This window comes from Borrelia venezuelensis, from assembly GCF_023035835.1.
Classification (GTDB): Bacteria; Spirochaetota; Spirochaetia; order Borreliales; family Borreliaceae; genus Borrelia; species Borrelia turicatae.
This window is the reverse complement of record NZ_CP073220.1, coordinates 233617-253226: the sequence shown is the minus strand read 5'-3', so window position 1 is coordinate 253226 and position 19610 is coordinate 233617. Positions and strand designations below refer to the sequence as shown.

Sequence of the window (19610 nt, the reverse complement as noted above, 5' to 3'; positions counted from 1 at the left end):
TAAATGTTGAAATCTCTATTGATTAGTGAATAAGTGGTGAGGGGTTTGTAATGAGAGACAGAAAAGGTTTTAGAATTTTATCTTTTTTTAAAAAATTAGATAATATCTTTTTTACGATTTTTAGTTCCTTTCTTAAACTTTTAAGTAATGTTTATTCAATTTTTAGGCAAAATATTAGCTTTATGATTATTCCTCATGTTAAAGGGGATGTTAAGAATATAAAGATTTCTTTCTTAACTCTATTTTTATTTTTTTTATTTTTTCTTTTTATTTTTATAGGGTTTGTTTTGCTTTCTATTAATTATGTTACTCTTAAATCTATTGTTAAGTCTACTGAGAAAAGTTATGCACTTGCTGAATCTGAGATTGAGGATTTTAGAAACACAGTTGTAGAAATTAATTCTGTTGCTAGTAATTTTTCTAAAGTTTTGGATGAACTTAACGTTTCCTTAAAAATAAAAGAGAGTAATATTGATCTAAATCGAAGTAAATTAGATGGGGACCTTGCGGATTTTCTTGATTTGCAAATGTTAGAAGCTAATGCACTTAAAGAATTAAATGATCTTAAGAATGTTAAGAATACAATAGAAGGGTCAATTTCTCCCCTTAAGAGTATTGTTAAATTACTTCATTCTCAAAATAAATTATTAAATGATATTCCTTCGCTTTGGCCGATTGTTAAAGGAGATGGTATTGTTTCTCTTCATTTTGGTCCGGCTATTGAGCCTTTTACCAGACAATGGTATATTCATAAGGGTATAGATCTTGCAGGTGTGAGAATTGGAACAGCTATTGTGGCAGCTGCTGATGGTGAAGTTATTAGAGCTAGTTATCAGGTAACAGGTTATGGTAACTTTGTTCAAATTAAGCATAAGTATGGACTCTCGACTCTTTATGCGCATATGTCTCGTTTAAATATTTCTAAGGGTTCTTATGTTAGGAAGGGCCAAGTAATTGGTTTTCTTGGTCAAACAGGGTATTCAACAGGTCCGCATCTTCACTATGAGGTTCGCATAGGATCTCAAGTTGTAAATCCTGATATGTATTTAAATTTAGCAACGGGGGCTTCAAAATAAATGTTGAATCTATTGAGTATTAAAAAGGATAAGAAAATTTCGTCATCTTTTATTTTTGCTGATGTAAAAACAATTGTTGGAAAAGGTGATTTTTTTAAAGGAGAACTAATTTCAAATAATTTTATTCGAATTGATGGTGATTTTTTAGGCACTATTAATTCTACTAAAAGAGTTATAATTGGAGAGGCAGGACGAGTTAAGTCAAATATTAATGCAAATGAGGTTGTTGTTTCTGGAATAGTTCTTGGAAATGTGCAGGCTAGCAATAAAATTAAGATTTTTCAGTCAGGATGCATTATTGGCAATATTTCATGTAAGTCAATTGAGGTTGAAGAAGGAGCAATTATTGATGGGTATATGAATATTGGTATTGGAAGTCTTAGTTTTTCTGAAAAAGATGTGTTGATTTATACGGGTTCTTATAAGGTTGATGAAGATGTTTTAATTGAAGTAAATAAGGAAATGAGTCGGGAAGAATCAACTAAGGATGCTTGCATAGATGAGTGTGATAAGTACTTATTTGATGACGAGCAAGATAGATGAAGATTAATAATTTGGTTGCAGGAGTTTTAAATCTTGATTCAAAAGATTATAAGGCCGCAAATAAGAAAGTTAATGTCAATAGAGCAAATATTTTTTCTTCGATATTTAAAGCTGAACTTGTAAGAGAAGATAAGCATTTTATTGTTTTTGAAAATGGTGAATTTAATCTTGAATTAATTAAAGATATGTTAGACAAGATTAATGATGTTGGTGAAAAGCTGTTAAGTGAACCTTCTCGTCAAAATGTAATTTTTTATAAAAAAACTATAGGAGAATTTTTATCTATTGTTTTATCATTTTCTATTTCGCTTAAAGAACAAAAGGGAGGTAATAATGGAGAGCTTAAAAGACCCAAATATCGCATTATTAGGATTATTAATGAAAAGCTTGATAGGCTTGCTTATTCTGTTTTGCAAAATCAAGTTTCTCAGATTAAACTTTTAAGCAGTATTGAGGAAATTCAAGGATTGCTTATAAATTTGCTTAAGTGAGATACTCTTTTCTTTATAAAATAATATAAGCTTATGATACATGAAAATTTTAAAATATAAAGGATATGATATAATCCTTTATATTTTAAACTAAATATTTTGTTGCTACCTCTTTAAAGTTTTTTATTTGCTCTGTTTTCCATTCTTTAGATTTGCCAAGTTTATGCATCATAATTTCAGCGACCTTTGGTGTGGATTCAATTGTGGCTTTTGCATTAAAAAGTAACGATCTTGTTCTTCTTGATAAAATGTCTTCAACAGTTTTTGCTTGTTCAAATTCAATGGCAAAGGTTATTTGGGCTTCATTTAATGGCAAGTCTGTGTGAATCTTTTTGTTAAAGTCTTTCATTTGACTTAAATGTTCGAAATCACTTCCATAAGCTCTAAAATATTCAGGAATTTTAAGTGCTTCTTCTCTTTCTATATACCCATGCAGCTTGAGGTTTTCTGTTATAGACTTTGAATCAGGTATTAAATTTTCTTCTATTGCTCTTTTTAGAACTTTTTCAGCCATCTTTCTGTAAGTAGTATATTTTCCCCCGGCAATTGTAATGAGATTTGAGTCTGATACAAATATTTTATCGTTTCTTGATATTTTTGAGGTATTTTTTTTCTCTTTGGGAGCTACTATTAAGGGTCTAATTCCTGAGTAAACACTTAGAATATCATTTTTTGTTATTTTAATATCTAAGTAATTATTTATATTTTTTATTATGAATTCAATTTCACTTTCTAGTCTTTTAGGCTCTTCCTCAATTTTGTTTATTGCAATATCTGTAGTTCCGCAAACAATGACATCATACCAAGGTACAGCAAATAAGATTCTCTTATCACTTGTCTTAGGCATTAGCATTGCGTATTCGGTATGTAGTTTATCTTTGTTAATTACTAAATGTGTTCCTTGGGAAGGTTTTATAATGTTAGCTGCATTAGTATCATCTAATTTTCTGATCTCGTCTGCAAAGATTCCTGTTGCATTTATTATGCATTTGCTATTAATGATAACTTGTTCTTCAGTCATTCTATCTTTAATAATAGCACCAGATATTTTGCCATTTTTTTTGATAAAATTTGTGGGTTCTGTATAATTAAACGCAATTCCTCCTTTTTCAGTGAAAGTTCTAAGCATACTTATTGCCATTCTGGCATCATCAAATGAAGCATCGTAGTATAAAACAGAGCATTTAAGACCTTTGGTTTTAATATTTGGCATTTTTTCTATTGTTTTGGATTTTGATAATAGCTTTGTTTTATACTGAGATTTTTTATGCTTGCCAAGAAGGTTGTGATACCAACTTAATCCGAAATAGTAGTAAGGAATATTTAAAATGTTATATATGGGCGTAACAAATTCACATTTACTAACTAAGTGGGGTGCATTTGTTTCAAGTAAAGCTTTCTCATATAAGGCCTCTTTGACTAAAGGCACATTTAATTGTGCTAAATACCTTACGCCTCCGTGTATTAGTTTAGTTGATCTAGAGGAAGTACCTTTTGCATAATCAAATTTTTCAATGAGTAAAGTTTTGTATCCTCTTGTAATTGAGTCTATTCCAATGCCAAGGCCAGTTGCTCCTCCTCCAACTATTATTAAGTCAAAATCTTGATTATCAATATCTCTTAATTCTTTTTTTTTATTTTTACCCATAAAAATCAGATATTCTCCTTATTAAAATTATAGTTATCGTTTTATTGTTTTACAAACTTCACTACTGTATCAGTAAAATCTGTAAATAGGCCATCTATTTTAGCTTTGTTAAATAATAGATCTAATAGCTCATTTGCATCTTTTACATATGAAGGTAATGAGTCAATTCTAAATGTATAAGCATGAACCTCCATGTTATATTTGTGAGCTAAACTTGTTAGATCTGTTATTTTTCCATCAATTATAATTTGGGGTATCCAAGGTCCAATTCCATCGGCATATTTTGCAACCTCTGTCATACCTTCTTGTGATTTTATGTATTCATAGTCTGTTGGTGCTTCATCCCAGTCATTTTCGCCAACAAGCATTATTAATTTTCCTTGATATCCAAGTTCTTCCCTTATTCTCTTTAATTCGTCAAAGTCGAATGTTTGAAGATAAATTTTGTCTTCTTTTGACTTATATCCATATTTATTTAAAATTTCTATTACAATTTTAGAGATATCTTTACCTTGTTGTTTATGCCATAAGGGTTTTTTAATTTCAGGGTAAATTCCAACGTTTCTTCCTGTACTTTTGTTTAATCCTTGTATAAATTGTATTTCTTCCTCTAAAGTTGGGATTTTAAAATTATATTCGTTTAAGGGAAAACGGTTGGGATATATTGGTTTTCTGGTTTCTAGATCAAATCTTTCGCTAAGACTTAGTGATTTAAGCTCATCTAGTGTAAAATCAACAGAATAGTATCTTCCGTTTTCTCTAGCTCTTTCAGGAAATAGTTTTGCAACATTTGTTGTTGTATCAAGTTCTGGGTCATGCATTATAATAGGAACATTATCTTTTGTCAAAACGATATCTTGTTCTAGGTAGTCAGCTCCTAAAGCATAAGCGAATGCTTTAGCTTCTAAGGTATGTTCTGGTAAATACCCGCTAGCACCTCTGTGAGCTATAATTAATGGTGGTTTTTTGTTTGTCATACTCATTTTTTCATTCTGACAGGCAATGATGAGAAAAATATTCATTGTAAGCATTAATAATTTTGGTTTAATTAATTTCATTATTTAACCCCTTATATTGTGATGATTACCTTATTATAATATATTTACTTATTAAGCTTCCATATTTATATAATTATTGTTTATTGGTATTATTAATTTTTTTTTCTTGCTTGAGTGTTAAACTTATAAATAGTATTGAAAATATGCAAGCAGTTATTAATAGATAAAAATAAACATTCCAATTAAAGTGTTGCAGTACAAGACCTGTAATAGCGCTAGCAGTAACAGAACCTCCTATATATCCAAATAATCCTGTAAATCCTGCAGCAGTGCCCGCAGCTTTTTTGGGTGCAAGATCAAGAGCGTGAAGACCAATAAGCATAACAGGGCCGTAGATTAAAAATCCTATTATTGCTAAGAGAATAGTTGTAAGTGTTGGATTATTTTCTGGTAGTTGCCAATATATAATTATTGTAATAAGAGCAGCGGTCATAAAAATTATTCCAGTCTCAGATCTTCTTCCTTTAAAAATTTTATCAGATATCCATCCACAAATTATTGTTCCAGGGATAGCTGAAAATTCATAAAGGGAATATGCCCATCCTGAATTTTTGATGGAAAAGTTTTTTACTTGCGAGAGATATGATGGTGCCCAGTCTAGGACTCCGTATCTGACAAAGTATATAAATGCGTTAGCAGTAGCTATGTACCATAGCAGTTTATTGTTAAGGACATATTTTATAAATATATCTTTTGCATTAAGTTCTTTTTCTGCCTCTTCTGTATAGTCGTCAGGATAATCATTTTTATATTCTTCAATTGGTGGTAATCCTACAGATTGAGGTGTATCTCGTAGTGTAATGAGAATAAATATTGCAATTCCTAATACTAATATTGCTGGTACATAAAATATGGCTTGCCATTCTTTAAAGTAAATTAAAGCCCAAGCGGATATTATTCCAGCTGCTCCTCCCCCTATATTGTGAGCTAAATTCCAAGTAGCTACAGTTATTCCCCTTTCTTTTTTTGCCCACCAGTGAACCATAGTTCTCCCGCACGCAGGCCATCCCATGCCTTGAACCCATCCATTTGCAAACATCAAAATAAACATTAACATTATCGCAGTTGTGGGGTCGAGTAATTGCCATGAAAATAATCCAAATAACAAGGTAATTATTGCTGTAAGCAGTAGTCCTAGTGCTAGAAAATATCTAGGATTGCTCCGATCTGAGATATTTCCCATAATAAATTTAGAAAATCCATATGCAATTGAAACTCCAGATAAAGCTATTCCTAATTGGCCTTTATTGAAACCTTCTTTTTCGAGCTCTGGTATAGCAAATGAAAAAATTTTTCTAGTTAAATAAAAACCAGCATATCCAATGAATATTGAAATAAAGATTTGCAATCTTAACTTTTTATATAGTGAATCTTCTATTTCTTTGTGTACTCTCTTTATGTGAGGTGCTGGTTTTAAAAAATCAAATAACTTCTTCATAATTTAACATCTCCGTTGTATTTATCAAATATTAATTTTATATATTACGTTTATAACTTAAGAAATACTAGTCTTTGGATTTTAACAAATTAGTAATATAAATGTTATTGGATCCAATCCTTTGCTCTCTTAATAGCTTTATGCCAATTATAGATTAAATCTTCTCTTTTGCTATTTTCCATTGAAGGTTCAAATATTTTATCTGATTTCCAAAGACTTGTAATCTCTTCCGTACTTTCCCAATATCCCACAGCAAGTCCTGCCAGATAAGCAGAACCAAGAGCAGTAGTTTCTGTAATTTTTGGTCTGACAACATTGCACTGTAAAATATCAGCTTGAAATTGCATAAGTAGATTATTTTGACTGGCTTTTCCATCAACTCTTAGTTCTTTTATTGCAAAACCTTGAATTGAGTTTTGCGTTTCGGTTAGTACATCAAAGCTTTGCAATGCAATGCTCTCAAGAGCGGCTCTTGTAATGTGTTCTTTTGTTGAGCTTCTTGTAAGTCCAATAATTGTTCCTCTGGCATAAGAATCCCAATGAGGTGTTCCAAGTCCTACAAATGCTGGTACAAAATAAACACCCCCATTATTATTTACTGAGGCTGCCAGTGCTTCTGCATCACTATTTTTTCTAAATAATTCTAGATTATCTTTTAACCATTGAATTACAGCTCCTCCAATGAAAACACTTCCCTCAAGAACATAAGTTATTGAATTTTTTCTTCCCCATGCAATTGACGTTAAAAGTGTTTGTTGTTCATTAATAATAGGGTTTTTTCCTATATTAACGGTAACAAAGCAACCAGTTCCATAGGTATTTTTAGCCATTCCTTTTTGAAGACATGCTTGTCCAAATGTTGCTGCAAACTGATCACCCGCAATTCCTGAAATAGTGATTTCTGTTCCCAGTATGGAAGAGTCGGTTTTTCCATACACTTCGGAACTTTGTTTAAGTTCAGGTAAAATTGATTTTGGGATGTTTAATATTTGCAGTAGTTCTTCGTCCCATTCAAGTGATTTAATGTTTAAGAGTAGGGTTCTTGATGCATTAGAATAATCTGTAATATGTATTTTTCCTTTAGTAAGGTTCCAGACTATCCAAGTATCTATTGTTCCAAAACATAATTTCCCCTTTTCTGCTCGTTTTCTTGCTCCTGCAACATTATCCAATATCCATTTTATTTTTGTACCGCTAAAATAAGCATCTAATACAAGACCTGTTTTTTTTAAAAAATTTTTATCTTGTCCTCTTGCTTTTAATTCATCGCAAAGTTGTGCTGTTCTTCTATCTTGCCAGACTATTGCGTTATAAATTGGATGTCCTGTTTGCCTATCCCAAATAATTGTCGTTTCTCTTTGATTCGTAATTCCAATTGCTTCAATTTCATTGGGAAAAGTTCTTGCATTTGCTAAAGCTTCTGCCATGACTCCTAATATTGAGCTCCATATTTCGTTTGGATTATGTTCAACCCAACTTGGATATGGATAAATTTGTTTAAATTCTTTTTGTGCAAATCCTTTTATGTTTGCTTTTTTGTCAAATATTATTGCTCTTGAACTAGTTGTACCTTGATCAATAGATAGAATATATTTCATATTCATTGTTCCTCCTTAGCATTATTGTCATAACCAATGTTAGCTTGAATTGTATTTAGGATCATTCCTTGTCTTCTAAGGTAAATTCGTAAACTGTAGCACCTAGGATAGTACCAATTATTGGACCTAATATAGGGATAATGAATACGTTCATTTCGTCAAAACCGTGATTTTTAAAACCGGCTAGTAGTAGTAATATTCTTGGTCCCAAATCCCTTGCTGGATTAATAGCGTAACCATTCATTCCCCCAAAGCTTATTCCAATGGCTAAAACTATTGATCCAATAATGAAAGGAAAAAATGGATTTTGAGTGTCTCCTTTTATAAATTTTCCAACAACTAGAACTAAAAACATTAGTAAAAATGTTCCAAATATTTGGTCAATAAATCCAGGCCAAAAACCAGGGACAGCGGGAAAAGTTGACATGATTCCTTGGGTATTTTCAAATGCAGGATCTATTTCTATCCATTTTGGGTAAAATACAATTAATGTCATTAGAGCCCCAGAAAATGCTCCAAGTATTTGTGCTGAAATGTAGTGAAAAAGTTTTGCCGTTGGAAATCTGCCAATAGTAGCTAATCCAATGCTAATGGCAGGATTTAAGTGTGCACCACTAATTCTTGCTGCTGTATAAACCCCAAATGTTACACCAAGTCCCCAGCCAAGTACTATATTTGTATAGCCTTCTTTTATTATTTCTCCAGTTACAGAAGGGTTTGATGGGAATAAGGTTGTCATTGCTACAGAACCTGTTCCAAGTGCCAGTAAAATAAATGTACCTAAAAATTCTGCAATAAATTCTTTAAATCGTATATAAATCATACTTTAACTCCCTTATATTACTTAAAATCTAATTTGAAATTAACTTTTTATATTTTTTCAATTTACATGGTGTTTTTTTATAATTTTTTATTTTCATTTTCTCTCATAATATTTTTTTAATATGTACTAGTTATGTTGAATTTGTTAAATTATTGCCAAATATGAAAACTTTAGTGAAGTCTTTTTATGCTGACTAATTGCTCTTTTTTCATTTGATATTTCAATATTCATTATCTTAGAATTTGTGAAACTTGATATAAGACCATTGATATGCTCTTTATATTTATTTTTGTAGCATAGGTTCTTATTCATTAATAAATTTTTTGTTATCAAGGGGATGAGATTATGAGTTATAAATTTGTGCCAATTGTGACCATTGCCTTTTTGGTCGTTTAAGATTATATGATTTGTGCTGTATAAATTAAAACTTTTGATTAATTCTTTGATTTTATTTGTGAATCTTTTTGAGATGAAAAATTTTTTACATCTTTCCTTTATGGATTTTTTAATTATTGCTTTAAACAGTGTTATTTGACTATTTAGATTGTATTTGCTATTCATTGAATATTCTCCTGAATTTAAGCATTAAAGTATATGAAATTGTTTTGTATATTAGAGATTTTATTTTTTATTGTTGTTAATGTCAATAATTTAAAAATATGAATTTACCAATACTTGGTTTATGTTTTTAAACATTTTATTACTTTATGTTTTTTTAATAATTTATGTTTTTATTTGTTTAAATGATGTTGTTTTTAATTATTATTAATGTTAGTTAGAAAATATTAGTTAGAAATTTTGGAGGCAGGTTTGGTGATTGTAATTGAGGGTTTAATTGGAGTAGGAAAAACTACGCTTGGACATGTTTTGTCTAAGGAGTTTAATATTCCTTTTTACAGTGAATTAAATAATGAATTTACATTGTCTATGTTAGATAAATTTTATAAGGATAAGTCTAGGTGGGCTTTTTTAGTTCAGATTAATTTTTTAAATGAAAGATTTAAGCTTATAAAGAGTATATTTAAGACTAAGGGAGGGATACTTGATAGATCTATTTATGGCGATCGTGTATTTGCTTCTCTTTTAAATGATAGTGGATATATTTCCAATGATGAATATAAGATATATCTTGATTTGCTTGATAATATGCTTGAACATTCTCAGAAACCTGTATTGATGATTTATCTTGATTGTAGCGTTGATGAAGCTGAGCATCGCATTAAAAATAGAAATAGGAGTTTTGAGACAGGCATTCCTAGAGAGTATCTTGAAGGTCTTAATGAGAAATATTTAAGTTGGTATGATAGTTATGATTTATCGCCTAAATTGAGCTTTGATTACAATAGCATAAATATTTTTGATGATAAACACAAAAGCAAGCTTATTGCTTTCATTAAAGATAAACTTGTAATATAATTATTTATAGATGATTTATGGTTGTATTTTTGTTTTTTTGAGGATGACTAGATTTTATTGGAGGTTAGTATGAAAAAATTGGTGTTATTGTTTTTTTCTTTTGCTTTTATAAGTTTATTTGCAAAAAATGGTTCTGTAGTTGATGAGCAACAAAAGGAACTTGCTATTTTTTATTATGAGGTTGGGCAGCGATACATTGATGTTGGTAAAGTTAGAAAGGGGAAAATTTTTCAAAAAAAGGCTTTGGAGATTTATCCGAGACTGAAAGAAGAAGTTAATCTTAAAGTCGCTATAGAGGAAATTGATTCTAAGATTAAATTGGAGGGTGAGACCAACTTCCTTGCATTTGATGATGTTAAACTTGATGATATTCCAGGGATAATTCATAGTAAAATTGAAATTAGCGAAATAACAAATGCTCCTAAAATAGAATATATTGTAAATAGAGAGAGAGAGAAATATAAAGAACAAGCAGTTAAATTTCAGTTTAGTAAATTTGTAAGAGCTATTCTCTTGCAGGATTTAAATTTACTTGATTCTGTTGTGGCCGATGAAGTGAAAGTGTTGGGTAGAATTGAGCCTAAAACTGATTTTATTTCAAGTTTAGAGCTGGTTTCAAATGATATTAGTAAGGACGATGTAAGTTATCTTGCAGTTGATGATTTTTATGACCTCAAATCTTTAAATATTATAAAAAATACAGATGTTTCTTATAGTGTTAGAGTTAAAGCTAATAAAAATGATGTTACTAAAAATATTCCATTTTGGAGAGATGTTCAAACTTTATGTTTTGAAAATCAGGATGATAAATGGGTACTCTTTTCAATAAAATAGAATCTTAGTGTCATGATTACAATTACTATTGCCAAAACATATATAAATAGGTCTCCAATGTGTTCATAGATTGTTGTGAATCTTGGAGGCAATTTTATTCTTGATATTAGATATCCTTTTTTGAATGTTGCTAAACTTTTAACATTTTCCCCATATTCATTTATTATAGCAGTGATTCCGGAATTTGTAGCTCTAATGGTTTTGATTCCATTTTCTATGCTTCTAAATTTTGCTACTACAAAATGTTGCCATTCTGATGAATCTGTATGTGACCAAGAATCATTTGAAAAATTTAATAGTAGATTTGCGTTTTGTTTTTTGTAATTTCTTGCAAGGTCTGGGAATGCATCATCATAGCATATTAAGAGTCCCAAATTGAATTTTTTGAGTTTAAAGATTTCAAGTTTATTGCCGTTGATTTGTCCTGTAATGTTAAAGTTTTGACGGAAGAATTTTCTTACAAATTTATATTCATAAAATGGTATTTTTTCTGAGAATGGAACTAAAAATATTTTAGAGTATATATTTTCTATCTTAAGGTTAGGTTTTATTGCGTAAACTGAATTTTGATGTGTTAATGATCTTTTATCTGGTTTTGAAGGTGAACCAATGACAAAATGGGCTTTGCTGTTGCTTATTAGTTCATTTACTGAATCATATAATTCAATCAATTCTTCATCATAATAAATGTAATCTTTGTAAGAATTGAATGGCAAGGCTAATGCCCCTTCGCTCCAAAGTACAAGTTCTGTATCAGGATGTTTCCTTAAGGCTTGTTTTGTAAGCTTTATAGATGTTTGAATTCCTTTTTTATGATTTCCAGGTAGCCATGGGTCAATGTTAAGTTGGATTGCTGCGATATTTAGAGTGTCTATTTCTTTGTTTAAGATTGGATTTAATTCTATTTTTTTCATGATTCCGTAAGCAAAAGATGTACTTACTAATAGAACGGAGAATAATACGTTTAATGTGTTTATTTTGTTTTGTCTTATTAAAAAATTTGCAATTCCTGCATTAAAAAAGTAAACGATGAAGCATACAAAAAAGACCCCAAAAATATCAGCTACTTGTATAAGATCATTGAAGTTGTTTACCATAAAGGCTGAGAATCCCCAAGGATATGCTGCGAATCCAATTGATTTTGAATAATCATAAAATGTGAAAAGTATAGCTAAAGTCAATGTTTTATTCTTAAAAGTTTTTAATGCATAGTATAGAAAATATCCTAAAACGAAAGCGTAGGGAATATATCCAGATACTGCTCCTAAGAATGTAATTAGCCCAAATGAATGAAAAAATGCAAGCCAAAAATTTTGTAGACTATTAGCTACTAAAAAGTAAAAAATTGTTAAATTGATGAGAGTTTTTTTATCTTTTACTTTAATTAATGCAATGAAAAGTGGTATATATGCAACTAGACCAATATTTGAATATCCCATATTTTTTATTTCATTTGGAATTGCCAGAGTGGTAAGCATTCCAGAAAATGTGGCTAGTAAGAAATATCTTGTTTTCATTTTCCCTCTTTTTTTACTGATATTTATCTATAAAAATATATGGCATATTAAGTGGTACAGATATTAATATGCCATATTGCATAGTATAATATATATAGTATGTTTTGTATAACAATATCAAATTTATATAGTATTTGTTTAAGTATAAAGAGAATGATTTTAATATTTAATTTATTTGTTTTATTTTTTTTGAGTACATTTGTTTTAAATTCTCAAGGCATAGTTACCAACAAAGATGCTCAGGAAGAATTTAAATTGGCACTTAATTCTTATAATAATGGGCTTTATGATGATGCTTTATTATCTTTTAAAAGAGTTTTAAGTTTTGATCCAAGTAATCTAGATTATCGTTTTTGGATAGGTAATGTTTATTATAGGTTGGGATATGTTGAAGAAGCTTTGAGGGAATGGCGCAATCTGCAATCCCAAGGGTATAAGGCAGCTTATCTTAGACAGTTAATATCTATAATTGAACAAAGAAGAGGTATATCATTAAGTAATGAACTTGATGTTGAGAGATTTATTCAAGTTGCTTTTCTTAATAATTCTATTTATAGACGGCCAAATGGATATCAGATTACCTCTTTAAAAGCTGATCAATATGGTGGGTATTATGCTGTTAATTTTGTAGGAAATGAAATATTACATTTTGATGCTAACAATAATGTTAGTGTTTTGATTAAAGATGGAATCACTTCTTTAAAGTCGCCTTATGACGTAATTGAACTTGGTGACCTATTGTATGTGACACTTTGTTCAAATGATGAGATTGGCATATATGATAAAACTTTTGGTATTAAAAGGGGTTCGATTGGGAAAAAAGGCACTGATCCTGGTGAATTGCTTGCTCCTCAGTATATGACAGTTGATGAGAGAGGTTATATTTATGTTAGTGAATGGGGCAATAAGCGGGTAAGTAAATTTGATGCTAAGGGAAATTTTATTTTGCATTTTGGTGTTAAAACGGTTGGATATATGGGGCTTTTAGGTCCAACAGGTGTTACATATTTAAATGGAAATGTTTATGTTGCTGATACTTCTAAAAATTCCATTGAGGTTTTTGATACTAGTGGTAATCATTTATATTCTATTGCAACTTCTCTTGAGGGAATAGAAGGTCTTAGTAGTGATTTTACAGGCAATAATATTATTATATCTTCAAAGTATGGTGTTTATAAGTACAGTGTTTTAAGAAAGACATTTGTTAAGCTTTTAAAAGCAGATAAGATTGATTCTAAAATTTCATCTTCAATTATTGATGTTAATAATCAAGTAATTGTTTCAGATTTTGATAATGCTCAGATTTCGGTTTATAAAAGTGATGTTAGTGTTTATGATAGTTTAAATGTTGATGTACGTCGAGTAATTAGGGTCGGAGGTCCTAAAATTTATGTTGAACTTAATGTTAGTAATAGAAATGGCTTGCCAGTTATAGGTCTAAAGAGCGAAAATTTTGCGATTGCTAATGAAGAATATTATATTGTTAATCCTAAAATTGCTTATGATATTAATACTTCTAATGATATGAATATTGCAATTGTTTTTGATAAGTCTTTTGCTATGAAAAATTATGAGTCAGAACAGATTATGGGTGTAAATACTCTTATAAAGTCTAGAGCGAATAAAAAATTTAGTTTTATAAATGCAACAAGTGTGCCTTTAGTAGATAATATTGAAAGTTTATTAAGTACTATTCATAAGACAAATTCTCTTGGAGCTTATGATTCAAATTATGTAAAGACTGATGTTAGTCTTAAACTTGCAGGTTCTGAGCTTATGTCAAAGAGTGCAAGAAGAGCTGTGCTTTATTTTAGTAATGGAAATTTAAGTCGTTCTGCTTTTAATAGATATTCTATAGATACTATTTTAAGTTATTATAAGAATAATGATATTAGATTTTATTTGATATTATTTGGCAATAATCCTGTTGATTCTAAATTACAGTATTTAGTAAATGAAACTGGTGGTGCAATTATTCCTTTTTCATCTTATGAGGGAGTGTCTAGGGTTTATGATTTAATGATGAAACAAAAAACAGGTACTTATTTGCTTGAGTATGATTATCCAGGACTTCAAGAACCTGATGGCTATTACAATCTATCTGTTGAGGTGAATTTTAATCAACAAATAGGTAGAGGCGAATTTGCGTATTTGGTTAATTAGATTTTAATTTTATGGAGTTTTAGTTATGGCGCTTAATGTGGGAATAGTGGGTTTGCCCAATGTTGGTAAATCTACTTTATTTTCATCTTTGACAGCATCAAAATCAGAGATTGCTAACTATCCTTTTTGTACTATTGATCCAAATATAGGTATAGTGGAAATTCCTGATGAGAGGCTTTCAAGAATTGCTAGTTTGGTTGTGTCAAAAAAAACTGTTCCTGCTGTAATAGAATTCGTTGATATTGCAGGTCTTGTGAAGGGGGCTTCTAGGGGTGAGGGACTTGGTAATAAATTTTTGGCAAATATTCGTGAGGTTTCTATTATTGTGCATGTTGTTAGATGTTTTGAAGATAGAGAGGTTATTCATGTTGATGGGGATGTAAATCCACAAAGAGATATAAGCACAATTAATATAGAGTTATGTCTTGCAGATCTTGATACTGTGCAGAAAAGCATTTTAAAGAATGAAAAAAATGTAAAGAGCGTTGATAAAAAGATTAGTGAGAATGCAAAGAAGATTGTTTCAATGCTTAAGAGCCTTGAGAAGCATTTAATGGATGTTAGACCGGTAATTGAATTTGAGTTTGATGAATTTGGATATGATTTTATCAAATCTTTAAATCTTTTAACTATTAAAAAAGTTATATATGTTTGTAATGTTGATGAAAATTCTCTTTGTGGCAATAAATATACAGATACCGTAAAGAATATAGCTTTAGGTGAGGGTAATGATTATTTAATTTTGTGTGCTAAGGTTGAGGCAGAACTTATTGAGATTAAAGACTTGCGTGAGCGAAGGGAAATGCTTGAGTCTATGGGAATTAATGATAGTGGTCTTAGCAATTTAATACGAACAACTTATTATGCTTTAGGTTTGAGAACCTATTTTACTGCTGGAGAGCAAGAAGTTAGAGCTTGGACTTTTATGGATGGAATGAAGGCCCCAGAAGCTGCAGGTATCATTCACAGTGATTTTCAGAGAGGTTTTATTAAAGCCGAAGTATATTCATTTAATGATTTAATTGAATATCAGAGTGTTCAAGGCGTCAAGGAGAAAGGGCGTTTTAGGCTTGAAGGGAAAGATTACTTAGTAAGAGATGGTGATATAATTTTCTTTAAATTTAATGTTTAAATATAATATTTATTAATATGAATGAGTTTTTTTTTTATAAAATCAGGTTAATTTTTATTTTTCTTCTTAATTTGAGCTTTTCTGTATTTTATATGTTGTTATATAAAAATATCTTTGGTATTTTTATTCTTTTTTTAATATTGATAAATCTTTTTTTAATAATTTTTTATTTAAGATATTTTTATGAGCTTGATTGTAAAGGGAATAAAATTTTTTATAAAAAATTTTATTCCAAGGTTAATTTTACTTTTAATGATATTCTATGGTTTGAAAAGAGATTATCAGGTAGTATATTAATTCTAGGATTAAATAATAAACGGAAAATAAAAATTTGTTTTTTAAGAAAAAAATATTTAAGCAATTTTTTCAGGAAGCTTAAAATTATGAGAAGTGATCTATTTATTGCAAAGAATGAAGAGTTGCCGATAAGGTATTATATTTCAGGTATTTATTTGTTAATGTTTTTGTGTCGAATTTTAATTAACATGTCTGTTTGTTATATTGCATTTGGTAGCATAATAGTATTTTTTTTTATTTTTCTTATCGGTATTAAGGTTTTAATAGATGATATTTTAGTTATTAAAGATTTGGTTATTTTTTATGAATTTAGAAAGGATTCTGTTTATGAGAAAAAAATCTTTTCTCATAAAGAATACTTTTATAAATTTTTTAACAGTATATTTGTTCATGTTTCTGAGCTGAGTAGGGATGGTTATTTGTCTTTTGTGTATAATCATAGAGGTACTCTTAAAAAGGTATACATTAATAATGAGGGAATGTCTTATTCTATGCAAAAGGTATTTGCTTATATTGATAAATATTGTAGGCAGTGTGTTTAATGTATGATTGACTATATTGTAATTAGTTGGTATATTTATTTATTATCATGTTTGCTGCATTAAGGAGTTTAATTTGGGCAATAATCCATCAGCATTAAAACGAGCTCGGCAAAATTTGAAGCGGAATTTGAGAAATGTAAGTGTTAAGAGTGAGTTGAAAACAATAGAAAAGCGTTGTATGAACCTTATAAGGGAAGGTAAAAAAGAAGAAGCTTTGGAGTTTTTTAAATTTGTTTCAAAAAAATTAGATACTGCTGCTAGAAAAAGAATAATTCATAGAAATAAAGCTGCACGTAAAAAATCAAATTTGAGTATTTTGTTATTACGATAAGGAACTAGTTTATGTCTTTTTCAAGAAGACCCAAAGTTACTAAATCAGATATTGTTAACCAAATATCTTTAAATATTAAAAATAGTAATGAAAAATTAGAAAAAAAATATATAAGGCTTGTAGTTGATGCTTTTTTTGAAGAGCTTAAAAATAGTCTTTGTCTTAATAATGTCATAGAGTTTAGATCTTTTGGTACATTTGAGCTTAGAAAAAGGAAAGGTCGCCAGAATGCTCGTAATCCTCAAACAGGTGAGTATGTTAATGTTGATGATCATCATGTTGCTTATTTTCGTCCAGGAAAAGATTTAAAAGAACGAGTATGGGGCATTAAGGGATAGTTAATGCCTGTTAATATTAAGGATTCTTACAAATGGGACTGTAAGTTAGATTCAAGCTTAATTTTCAGAGGGAAGTTAAAGTTTGAGGGTGCTTTATATCTTGATTCGTCTTTTGAGGGGGAGATATTTTCAAAAAGTGGAATACTTTTTATAGGTAAAAATAGTAAAGTTATTACAGATGTGGTAATTTGCGATACGTTAATAATTGAAGGAATTTTAAAGGGAAATATTAATGCTAGCAATAAGGTTTATTTAAATAGTGGTTGTAAGATATATGGTGATGTTAAGACAAAAAAGATATTTATTAATGATAATATAGTCTTTGATGGTAAGTGTGAAATGATTAAATCTAATGAGAGTATAGATTTATTTTCTTTTACAGTTTCACAATTAAAAGATACTTTTCAATGAATGAGTGTTATATTTATTGATTATTTAATGGTTAAGTATTATTTTTGATAAAATACCCTTCTTAAAAATTTATCTCATAGAGGAGATTATGGATAAAAAATGTGCGGAATTTGATTTAGAGGATGAAATGAAGCGTTTAAATTCTTCTAAAGAATTAAAGATTGAGGATAATTCTAAGAAAAAAATAGTTAAAGTTGTTACTAAAAAAGAATCTGTTGCTAGTGGACTTAAAAACTCTAATATTGATAAATTGAGAGAATCTAATGGAGTCTCGTCAGGTTTTGATTATGATATATCTGATCCAGATTTAGAAAATAGTATTAAGACTCTTGAGCAAAGCAACATTATTAATTTTTTAGGTGGTAAAGATTTTATCGTTATTGATAGTCTTTATGATAAGCCCATTACCGAAATCAGGAAAGTTGTTGAGGGTCTTGGGACTAATCATACTATTGCGGTAACAATGAAGAAGACAGAATTAATATTTTTACTTGTTAAGATATTAACTGAACATAATATTAATGTTTTATTTACTGGAGTTCTTGATGTTTTAAGTGATGGGTACGGGTTTTTGCGTACAGCATCTAATTCTTATCTTTCAGGAGGTAATGATGTTTATGTTTCACCGTCTCAGATTAGACTTTTTAATTTAAGGACAGGTGATATTTTATATGGGCAGATTAGGTCTCCAAGGGATGGTGAGAGATTTTTTGCAATGATTAAAATTAAAAGCATTAATGACCAGGACCCTACATTTGCACAAAATAGAATACCTTTTGATAATTTAACACCTTTATATCCTAGTTCAAAGTTGGATCTTGAATATGAAAATTGTAATATTTCCACTAGGCTTATTAATCTTTTTTCTCCTATTGGAAAAGGACAAAGAGCATTAATAGTATCACCTCCAAAGGCTGGGAAGACTACTTTGCTTCAAAAAATAGCAAATGCAATTACTACTAATTATCCAGACATTGTTTTAATGATTTTACTTATTGATGAGAGACCTGAAGAAGTGACTGACATGATTCGGGGTGTTAAGGGTGAGGTCATTGCATCTAATTTTGATGAGCAGGCTAGTAGACACGTGCAGGTTGCAGAGATGGTTATTGAGAAGGCAAAAAGACTTGTTGAGAATAAAAAGGATGTTGTTATTCTTTTAGATTCTATTACAAGACTTGCAAGGGCTTATAATCAGACTATGCCAACTTCTGGTAAGATACTCTCAGGTGGAGTTGATTCTAATGCTTTGCATAAACCAAAAAGATTTTTTGGTTCTGCTAGAAATATTGAGGAAGGTGGAAGTCTTACTATTATAGCTACAGCTTTAGTTGATACTGGAAGTAAGATGGATGAAGTCATATTTGAGGAATTTAAAAGTACTGGTAATATGGAGTTAATTCTTGATAGGAGTTTGGCAGATAGAAGGCTTTTTCCTGCTATTAATATTAAGAAATCAGGGACAAGAAAAGAAGAATTGCTTTTAAGTGAAGAGGAGCGTTCTAAAATTTTGCTTATTAGAAAAATTTTAGGTGGTGTTGATGATTATGAAGGTGTTGAAGCTTTAGTTGAAAAGATGAAAAAGAGTAAGAACAATGAAATTTTCCTAAAGACCATGAGTAATGGGGATTAGTAAAATTGACTTTATTTGAAATTTAGACTAAACTTTTATCAAATTAAGAGAGGCATTATGAAAAAAGATATACATCCTGTTAGTAATTTAGTAATATTTAAAGATAGTTCCAATGGTACGATGTTTTTAACTAGATCTACTTTAACTTCAAAAGAGACAATTAAATATAGTGATAATAAAGAGTATCCATTAATTACTGTTGAAATTACAAGCAAATCGCATCCTTTTTATACAGGTCAACAAAAGTTTGTTGATGCAGCAGGTAGAATTGACAAATTTAACAAAAAATATAAAAAGCTTAAGTAATTTTTTTTCTTTATA

The 19610-nt window shown here is 29.6% G+C and carries 20 protein-coding genes; 13 read left to right on the top strand and 7 right to left on the bottom strand.

Annotation, left to right across the window (positions count from 1 at the left end):
• The first annotated feature begins 50 nt into the window (after window positions 1–50).
• The 3 genes from bvRMA01_RS01215 to bvRMA01_RS01205 are packed head-to-tail and all read left to right on the top strand — an operon-like array spanning window position 51 to window position 2110.
• Window positions 51–1076, top strand: a complete 1026-nt coding sequence (locus bvRMA01_RS01215) for a M23 family metallopeptidase (protein WP_247031606.1) — start codon at window positions 51–53, stop codon at window positions 1074–1076.
• Window positions 1077–1619: a bactofilin family protein gene (locus bvRMA01_RS01210; protein WP_011772201.1), complete on the top strand. Its 543-nt coding sequence runs from the start codon at window positions 1077–1079 to the stop codon at window positions 1617–1619.
• A complete protein-coding gene (locus bvRMA01_RS01205; protein WP_247031604.1) occupies window positions 1616–2110 on the top strand; it encodes a YaaR family protein in 495 nt (164 codons plus the stop codon). The genes bvRMA01_RS01210 and bvRMA01_RS01205 overlap by 4 nt, the downstream gene beginning before the upstream one ends.
• Window positions 2111–2195: 85 nt before the next feature.
• Here bvRMA01_RS01205 and bvRMA01_RS01200 read toward each other — a convergent pair whose 3' ends face one another.
• The 6 genes from bvRMA01_RS01200 to bvRMA01_RS01175 all read right to left on the bottom strand — a co-directional run bounded on the left by bvRMA01_RS01200 (window position 2196) and on the right by bvRMA01_RS01175 (window position 8987).
• Complete coding sequence (locus tag bvRMA01_RS01200; protein ID WP_119024085.1) at window positions 2196–3758, bottom strand: glycerol-3-phosphate dehydrogenase/oxidase; 1563 nt, start codon at window positions 3756–3758, stop codon at window positions 2196–2198.
• A 41-nt stretch (window positions 3759–3799) separates the two neighbouring features.
• Window positions 3800–4780 (bottom strand): glycerophosphodiester phosphodiesterase, encoded by a 981-nt coding sequence (glpQ, locus tag bvRMA01_RS01195; protein ID WP_283847306.1) that lies wholly within the window; start codon window positions 4778–4780, stop codon window positions 3800–3802.
• Between the two features lie 109 nt (window positions 4781–4889).
• Window positions 4890–6254, bottom strand: a complete 1365-nt coding sequence (gene glpT, locus bvRMA01_RS01190) for a glycerol-3-phosphate transporter (protein WP_247031600.1) — start codon at window positions 6252–6254, stop codon at window positions 4890–4892.
• A gap of 104 nt (window positions 6255–6358) precedes the next feature.
• The gene (gene glpK / locus bvRMA01_RS01185) at window positions 6359–7852 is read right to left on the bottom strand and encodes a glycerol kinase GlpK (protein WP_247031598.1); all 1494 of its coding nucleotides are present in this window, start codon (window positions 7850–7852) and stop codon (window positions 6359–6361) included.
• A 61-nt stretch (window positions 7853–7913) separates the two neighbouring features.
• Window positions 7914–8675 (bottom strand): MIP/aquaporin family protein, encoded by a 762-nt coding sequence (locus bvRMA01_RS01180; RefSeq protein ID WP_247031596.1) that lies wholly within the window; start codon window positions 8673–8675, stop codon window positions 7914–7916.
• A gap of 144 nt (window positions 8676–8819) precedes the next feature.
• Window positions 8820–8987: a hypothetical protein gene (locus tag bvRMA01_RS01175; RefSeq protein ID WP_205528910.1), complete on the bottom strand. Its 168-nt coding sequence runs from the start codon at window positions 8985–8987 to the stop codon at window positions 8820–8822.
• A 501-nt stretch (window positions 8988–9488) separates the two neighbouring features.
• On the opposite strand from bvRMA01_RS01175, the gene bvRMA01_RS01170 reads away from it, so the two are divergent.
• Entirely contained in the window at window positions 9489–10091 is a 603-nt protein-coding gene (locus tag bvRMA01_RS01170; RefSeq protein WP_247032393.1) for a deoxynucleoside kinase, read from the top strand.
• A 69-nt stretch (window positions 10092–10160) separates the two neighbouring features.
• On the top strand, window positions 10161–10925 hold the full coding sequence (locus bvRMA01_RS01165) for a hypothetical protein (RefSeq protein WP_247031594.1): 765 nt from the start codon (window positions 10161–10163) through the stop codon (window positions 10923–10925).
• Here the strand turns inward: bvRMA01_RS01165 and lnt are convergent.
• Window positions 10889–12442 carry an apolipoprotein N-acyltransferase gene (lnt, locus tag bvRMA01_RS01160; protein ID WP_247031592.1) on the bottom strand — a complete coding sequence of 518 codons (1554 nt, stop codon included), beginning with the start codon at window positions 12440–12442 and terminating at the stop codon, window positions 10889–10891. The two genes, bvRMA01_RS01165 and lnt, sit on opposite strands and share 37 nt — an antisense overlap.
• Window positions 12443–12598: 156 nt before the next feature.
• Here lnt and bvRMA01_RS01155 point away from each other — a divergent pair, with 156 nt between their 5' ends.
• The 8 genes from bvRMA01_RS01155 (at window position 12599) to bvRMA01_RS01120 (ending at window position 19595) form a co-directional block, all read left to right on the top strand.
• Window positions 12599–14605, top strand: a complete 2007-nt coding sequence (locus bvRMA01_RS01155; RefSeq protein WP_247032392.1) for a hypothetical protein — start codon at window positions 12599–12601, stop codon at window positions 14603–14605.
• Window positions 14606–14630: 25 nt separating this feature from the next.
• Window positions 14631–15737 (top strand): redox-regulated ATPase YchF, encoded by a 1107-nt coding sequence (ychF, locus tag bvRMA01_RS01150; protein WP_247031591.1) that lies wholly within the window; start codon window positions 14631–14633, stop codon window positions 15735–15737.
• A gap of 17 nt (window positions 15738–15754) precedes the next feature.
• Window positions 15755–16576 carry a hypothetical protein gene (locus bvRMA01_RS06280; protein ID WP_433996709.1) on the top strand — a complete coding sequence of 274 codons (822 nt, stop codon included), beginning with the start codon at window positions 15755–15757 and terminating at the stop codon, window positions 16574–16576.
• Between the two features lie 73 nt (window positions 16577–16649).
• Entirely contained in the window at window positions 16650–16907 is a 258-nt protein-coding gene (rpsT, locus tag bvRMA01_RS01140) for a 30S ribosomal protein S20 (protein ID WP_011772187.1), read from the top strand.
• Window positions 16908–16918: 11 nt separating this feature from the next.
• Window positions 16919–17245, top strand: coding sequence for an HU family DNA-binding protein (locus bvRMA01_RS01135; protein ID WP_011772186.1), 327 nt, complete (start codon window positions 16919–16921; stop codon window positions 17243–17245).
• Window positions 17246–17248: 3 nt separating this feature from the next.
• Window positions 17249–17656: a bactofilin family protein gene (locus bvRMA01_RS01130; protein ID WP_011772185.1), complete on the top strand. Its 408-nt coding sequence runs from the start codon at window positions 17249–17251 to the stop codon at window positions 17654–17656.
• Between the two features lie 88 nt (window positions 17657–17744).
• On the top strand, window positions 17745–19289 hold the full coding sequence (gene rho / locus bvRMA01_RS01125; RefSeq protein ID WP_011772184.1) for a transcription termination factor Rho: 1545 nt from the start codon (window positions 17745–17747) through the stop codon (window positions 19287–19289).
• Between the two features lie 57 nt (window positions 19290–19346).
• A complete protein-coding gene (locus bvRMA01_RS01120) occupies window positions 19347–19595 on the top strand; it encodes a type B 50S ribosomal protein L31 (protein ID WP_025375264.1) in 249 nt (82 codons plus the stop codon).
• Window positions 19596–19610 lie beyond the last annotated feature (15 nt).

Bases quoted from the DNA above. Each gene is read 5' to 3' on its own strand.
- bvRMA01_RS01215 (WP_247031606.1), top strand. From the start codon at position 51: ATGAGAGACAGAAAAGGTTTTAGAATTTTATCTTTTTTTAAAAAATTA.
- bvRMA01_RS01210 (WP_011772201.1), top strand. From the start codon at position 1,077: ATGTTGAATCTATTGAGTATTAAAAAGGATAAGAAAATTTCGTCATCT.
- bvRMA01_RS01205 (WP_247031604.1), top strand. From the start codon at position 1,616: ATGAAGATTAATAATTTGGTTGCAGGAGTTTTAAATCTTGATTCAAAA.
- bvRMA01_RS01200 (WP_119024085.1), bottom strand. From the start codon at position 3,758: ATGGGTAAAAATAAAAAAAAAGAATTAAGAGATATTGATAATCAAGAT.
- glpQ (WP_283847306.1), bottom strand. From the start codon at position 4,780: ATGAATATTTTTCTCATCATTGCCTGTCAGAATGAAAAAATGAGTATG.
- glpT (WP_247031600.1), bottom strand. From the start codon at position 6,254: ATGAAGAAGTTATTTGATTTTTTAAAACCAGCACCTCACATAAAGAGA.
- glpK (WP_247031598.1), bottom strand. From the start codon at position 7,852: ATGAAATATATTCTATCTATTGATCAAGGTACAACTAGTTCAAGAGCA.
- bvRMA01_RS01180 (WP_247031596.1), bottom strand. From the start codon at position 8,675: ATGATTTATATACGATTTAAAGAATTTATTGCAGAATTTTTAGGTACA.
- bvRMA01_RS01175 (WP_205528910.1), bottom strand. From the start codon at position 8,987: ATGAATAAGAACCTATGCTACAAAAATAAATATAAAGAGCATATCAAT.
- bvRMA01_RS01165 (WP_247031594.1), top strand. From the start codon at position 10,161: ATGAAAAAATTGGTGTTATTGTTTTTTTCTTTTGCTTTTATAAGTTTA.
- lnt (WP_247031592.1), bottom strand. From the start codon at position 12,442: ATGAAAACAAGATATTTCTTACTAGCCACATTTTCTGGAATGCTTACC.
- ychF (WP_247031591.1), top strand. From the start codon at position 14,631: ATGGCGCTTAATGTGGGAATAGTGGGTTTGCCCAATGTTGGTAAATCT.
- bvRMA01_RS06280 (WP_433996709.1), top strand. From the start codon at position 15,755: ATGAATGAGTTTTTTTTTTATAAAATCAGGTTAATTTTTATTTTTCTT.
- bvRMA01_RS01135 (WP_011772186.1), top strand. From the start codon at position 16,919: ATGTCTTTTTCAAGAAGACCCAAAGTTACTAAATCAGATATTGTTAAC.
- bvRMA01_RS01130 (WP_011772185.1), top strand. From the start codon at position 17,249: ATGCCTGTTAATATTAAGGATTCTTACAAATGGGACTGTAAGTTAGAT.
- rho (WP_011772184.1), top strand. From the start codon at position 17,745: ATGGATAAAAAATGTGCGGAATTTGATTTAGAGGATGAAATGAAGCGT.
- bvRMA01_RS01120 (WP_025375264.1), top strand. From the start codon at position 19,347: ATGAAAAAAGATATACATCCTGTTAGTAATTTAGTAATATTTAAAGAT.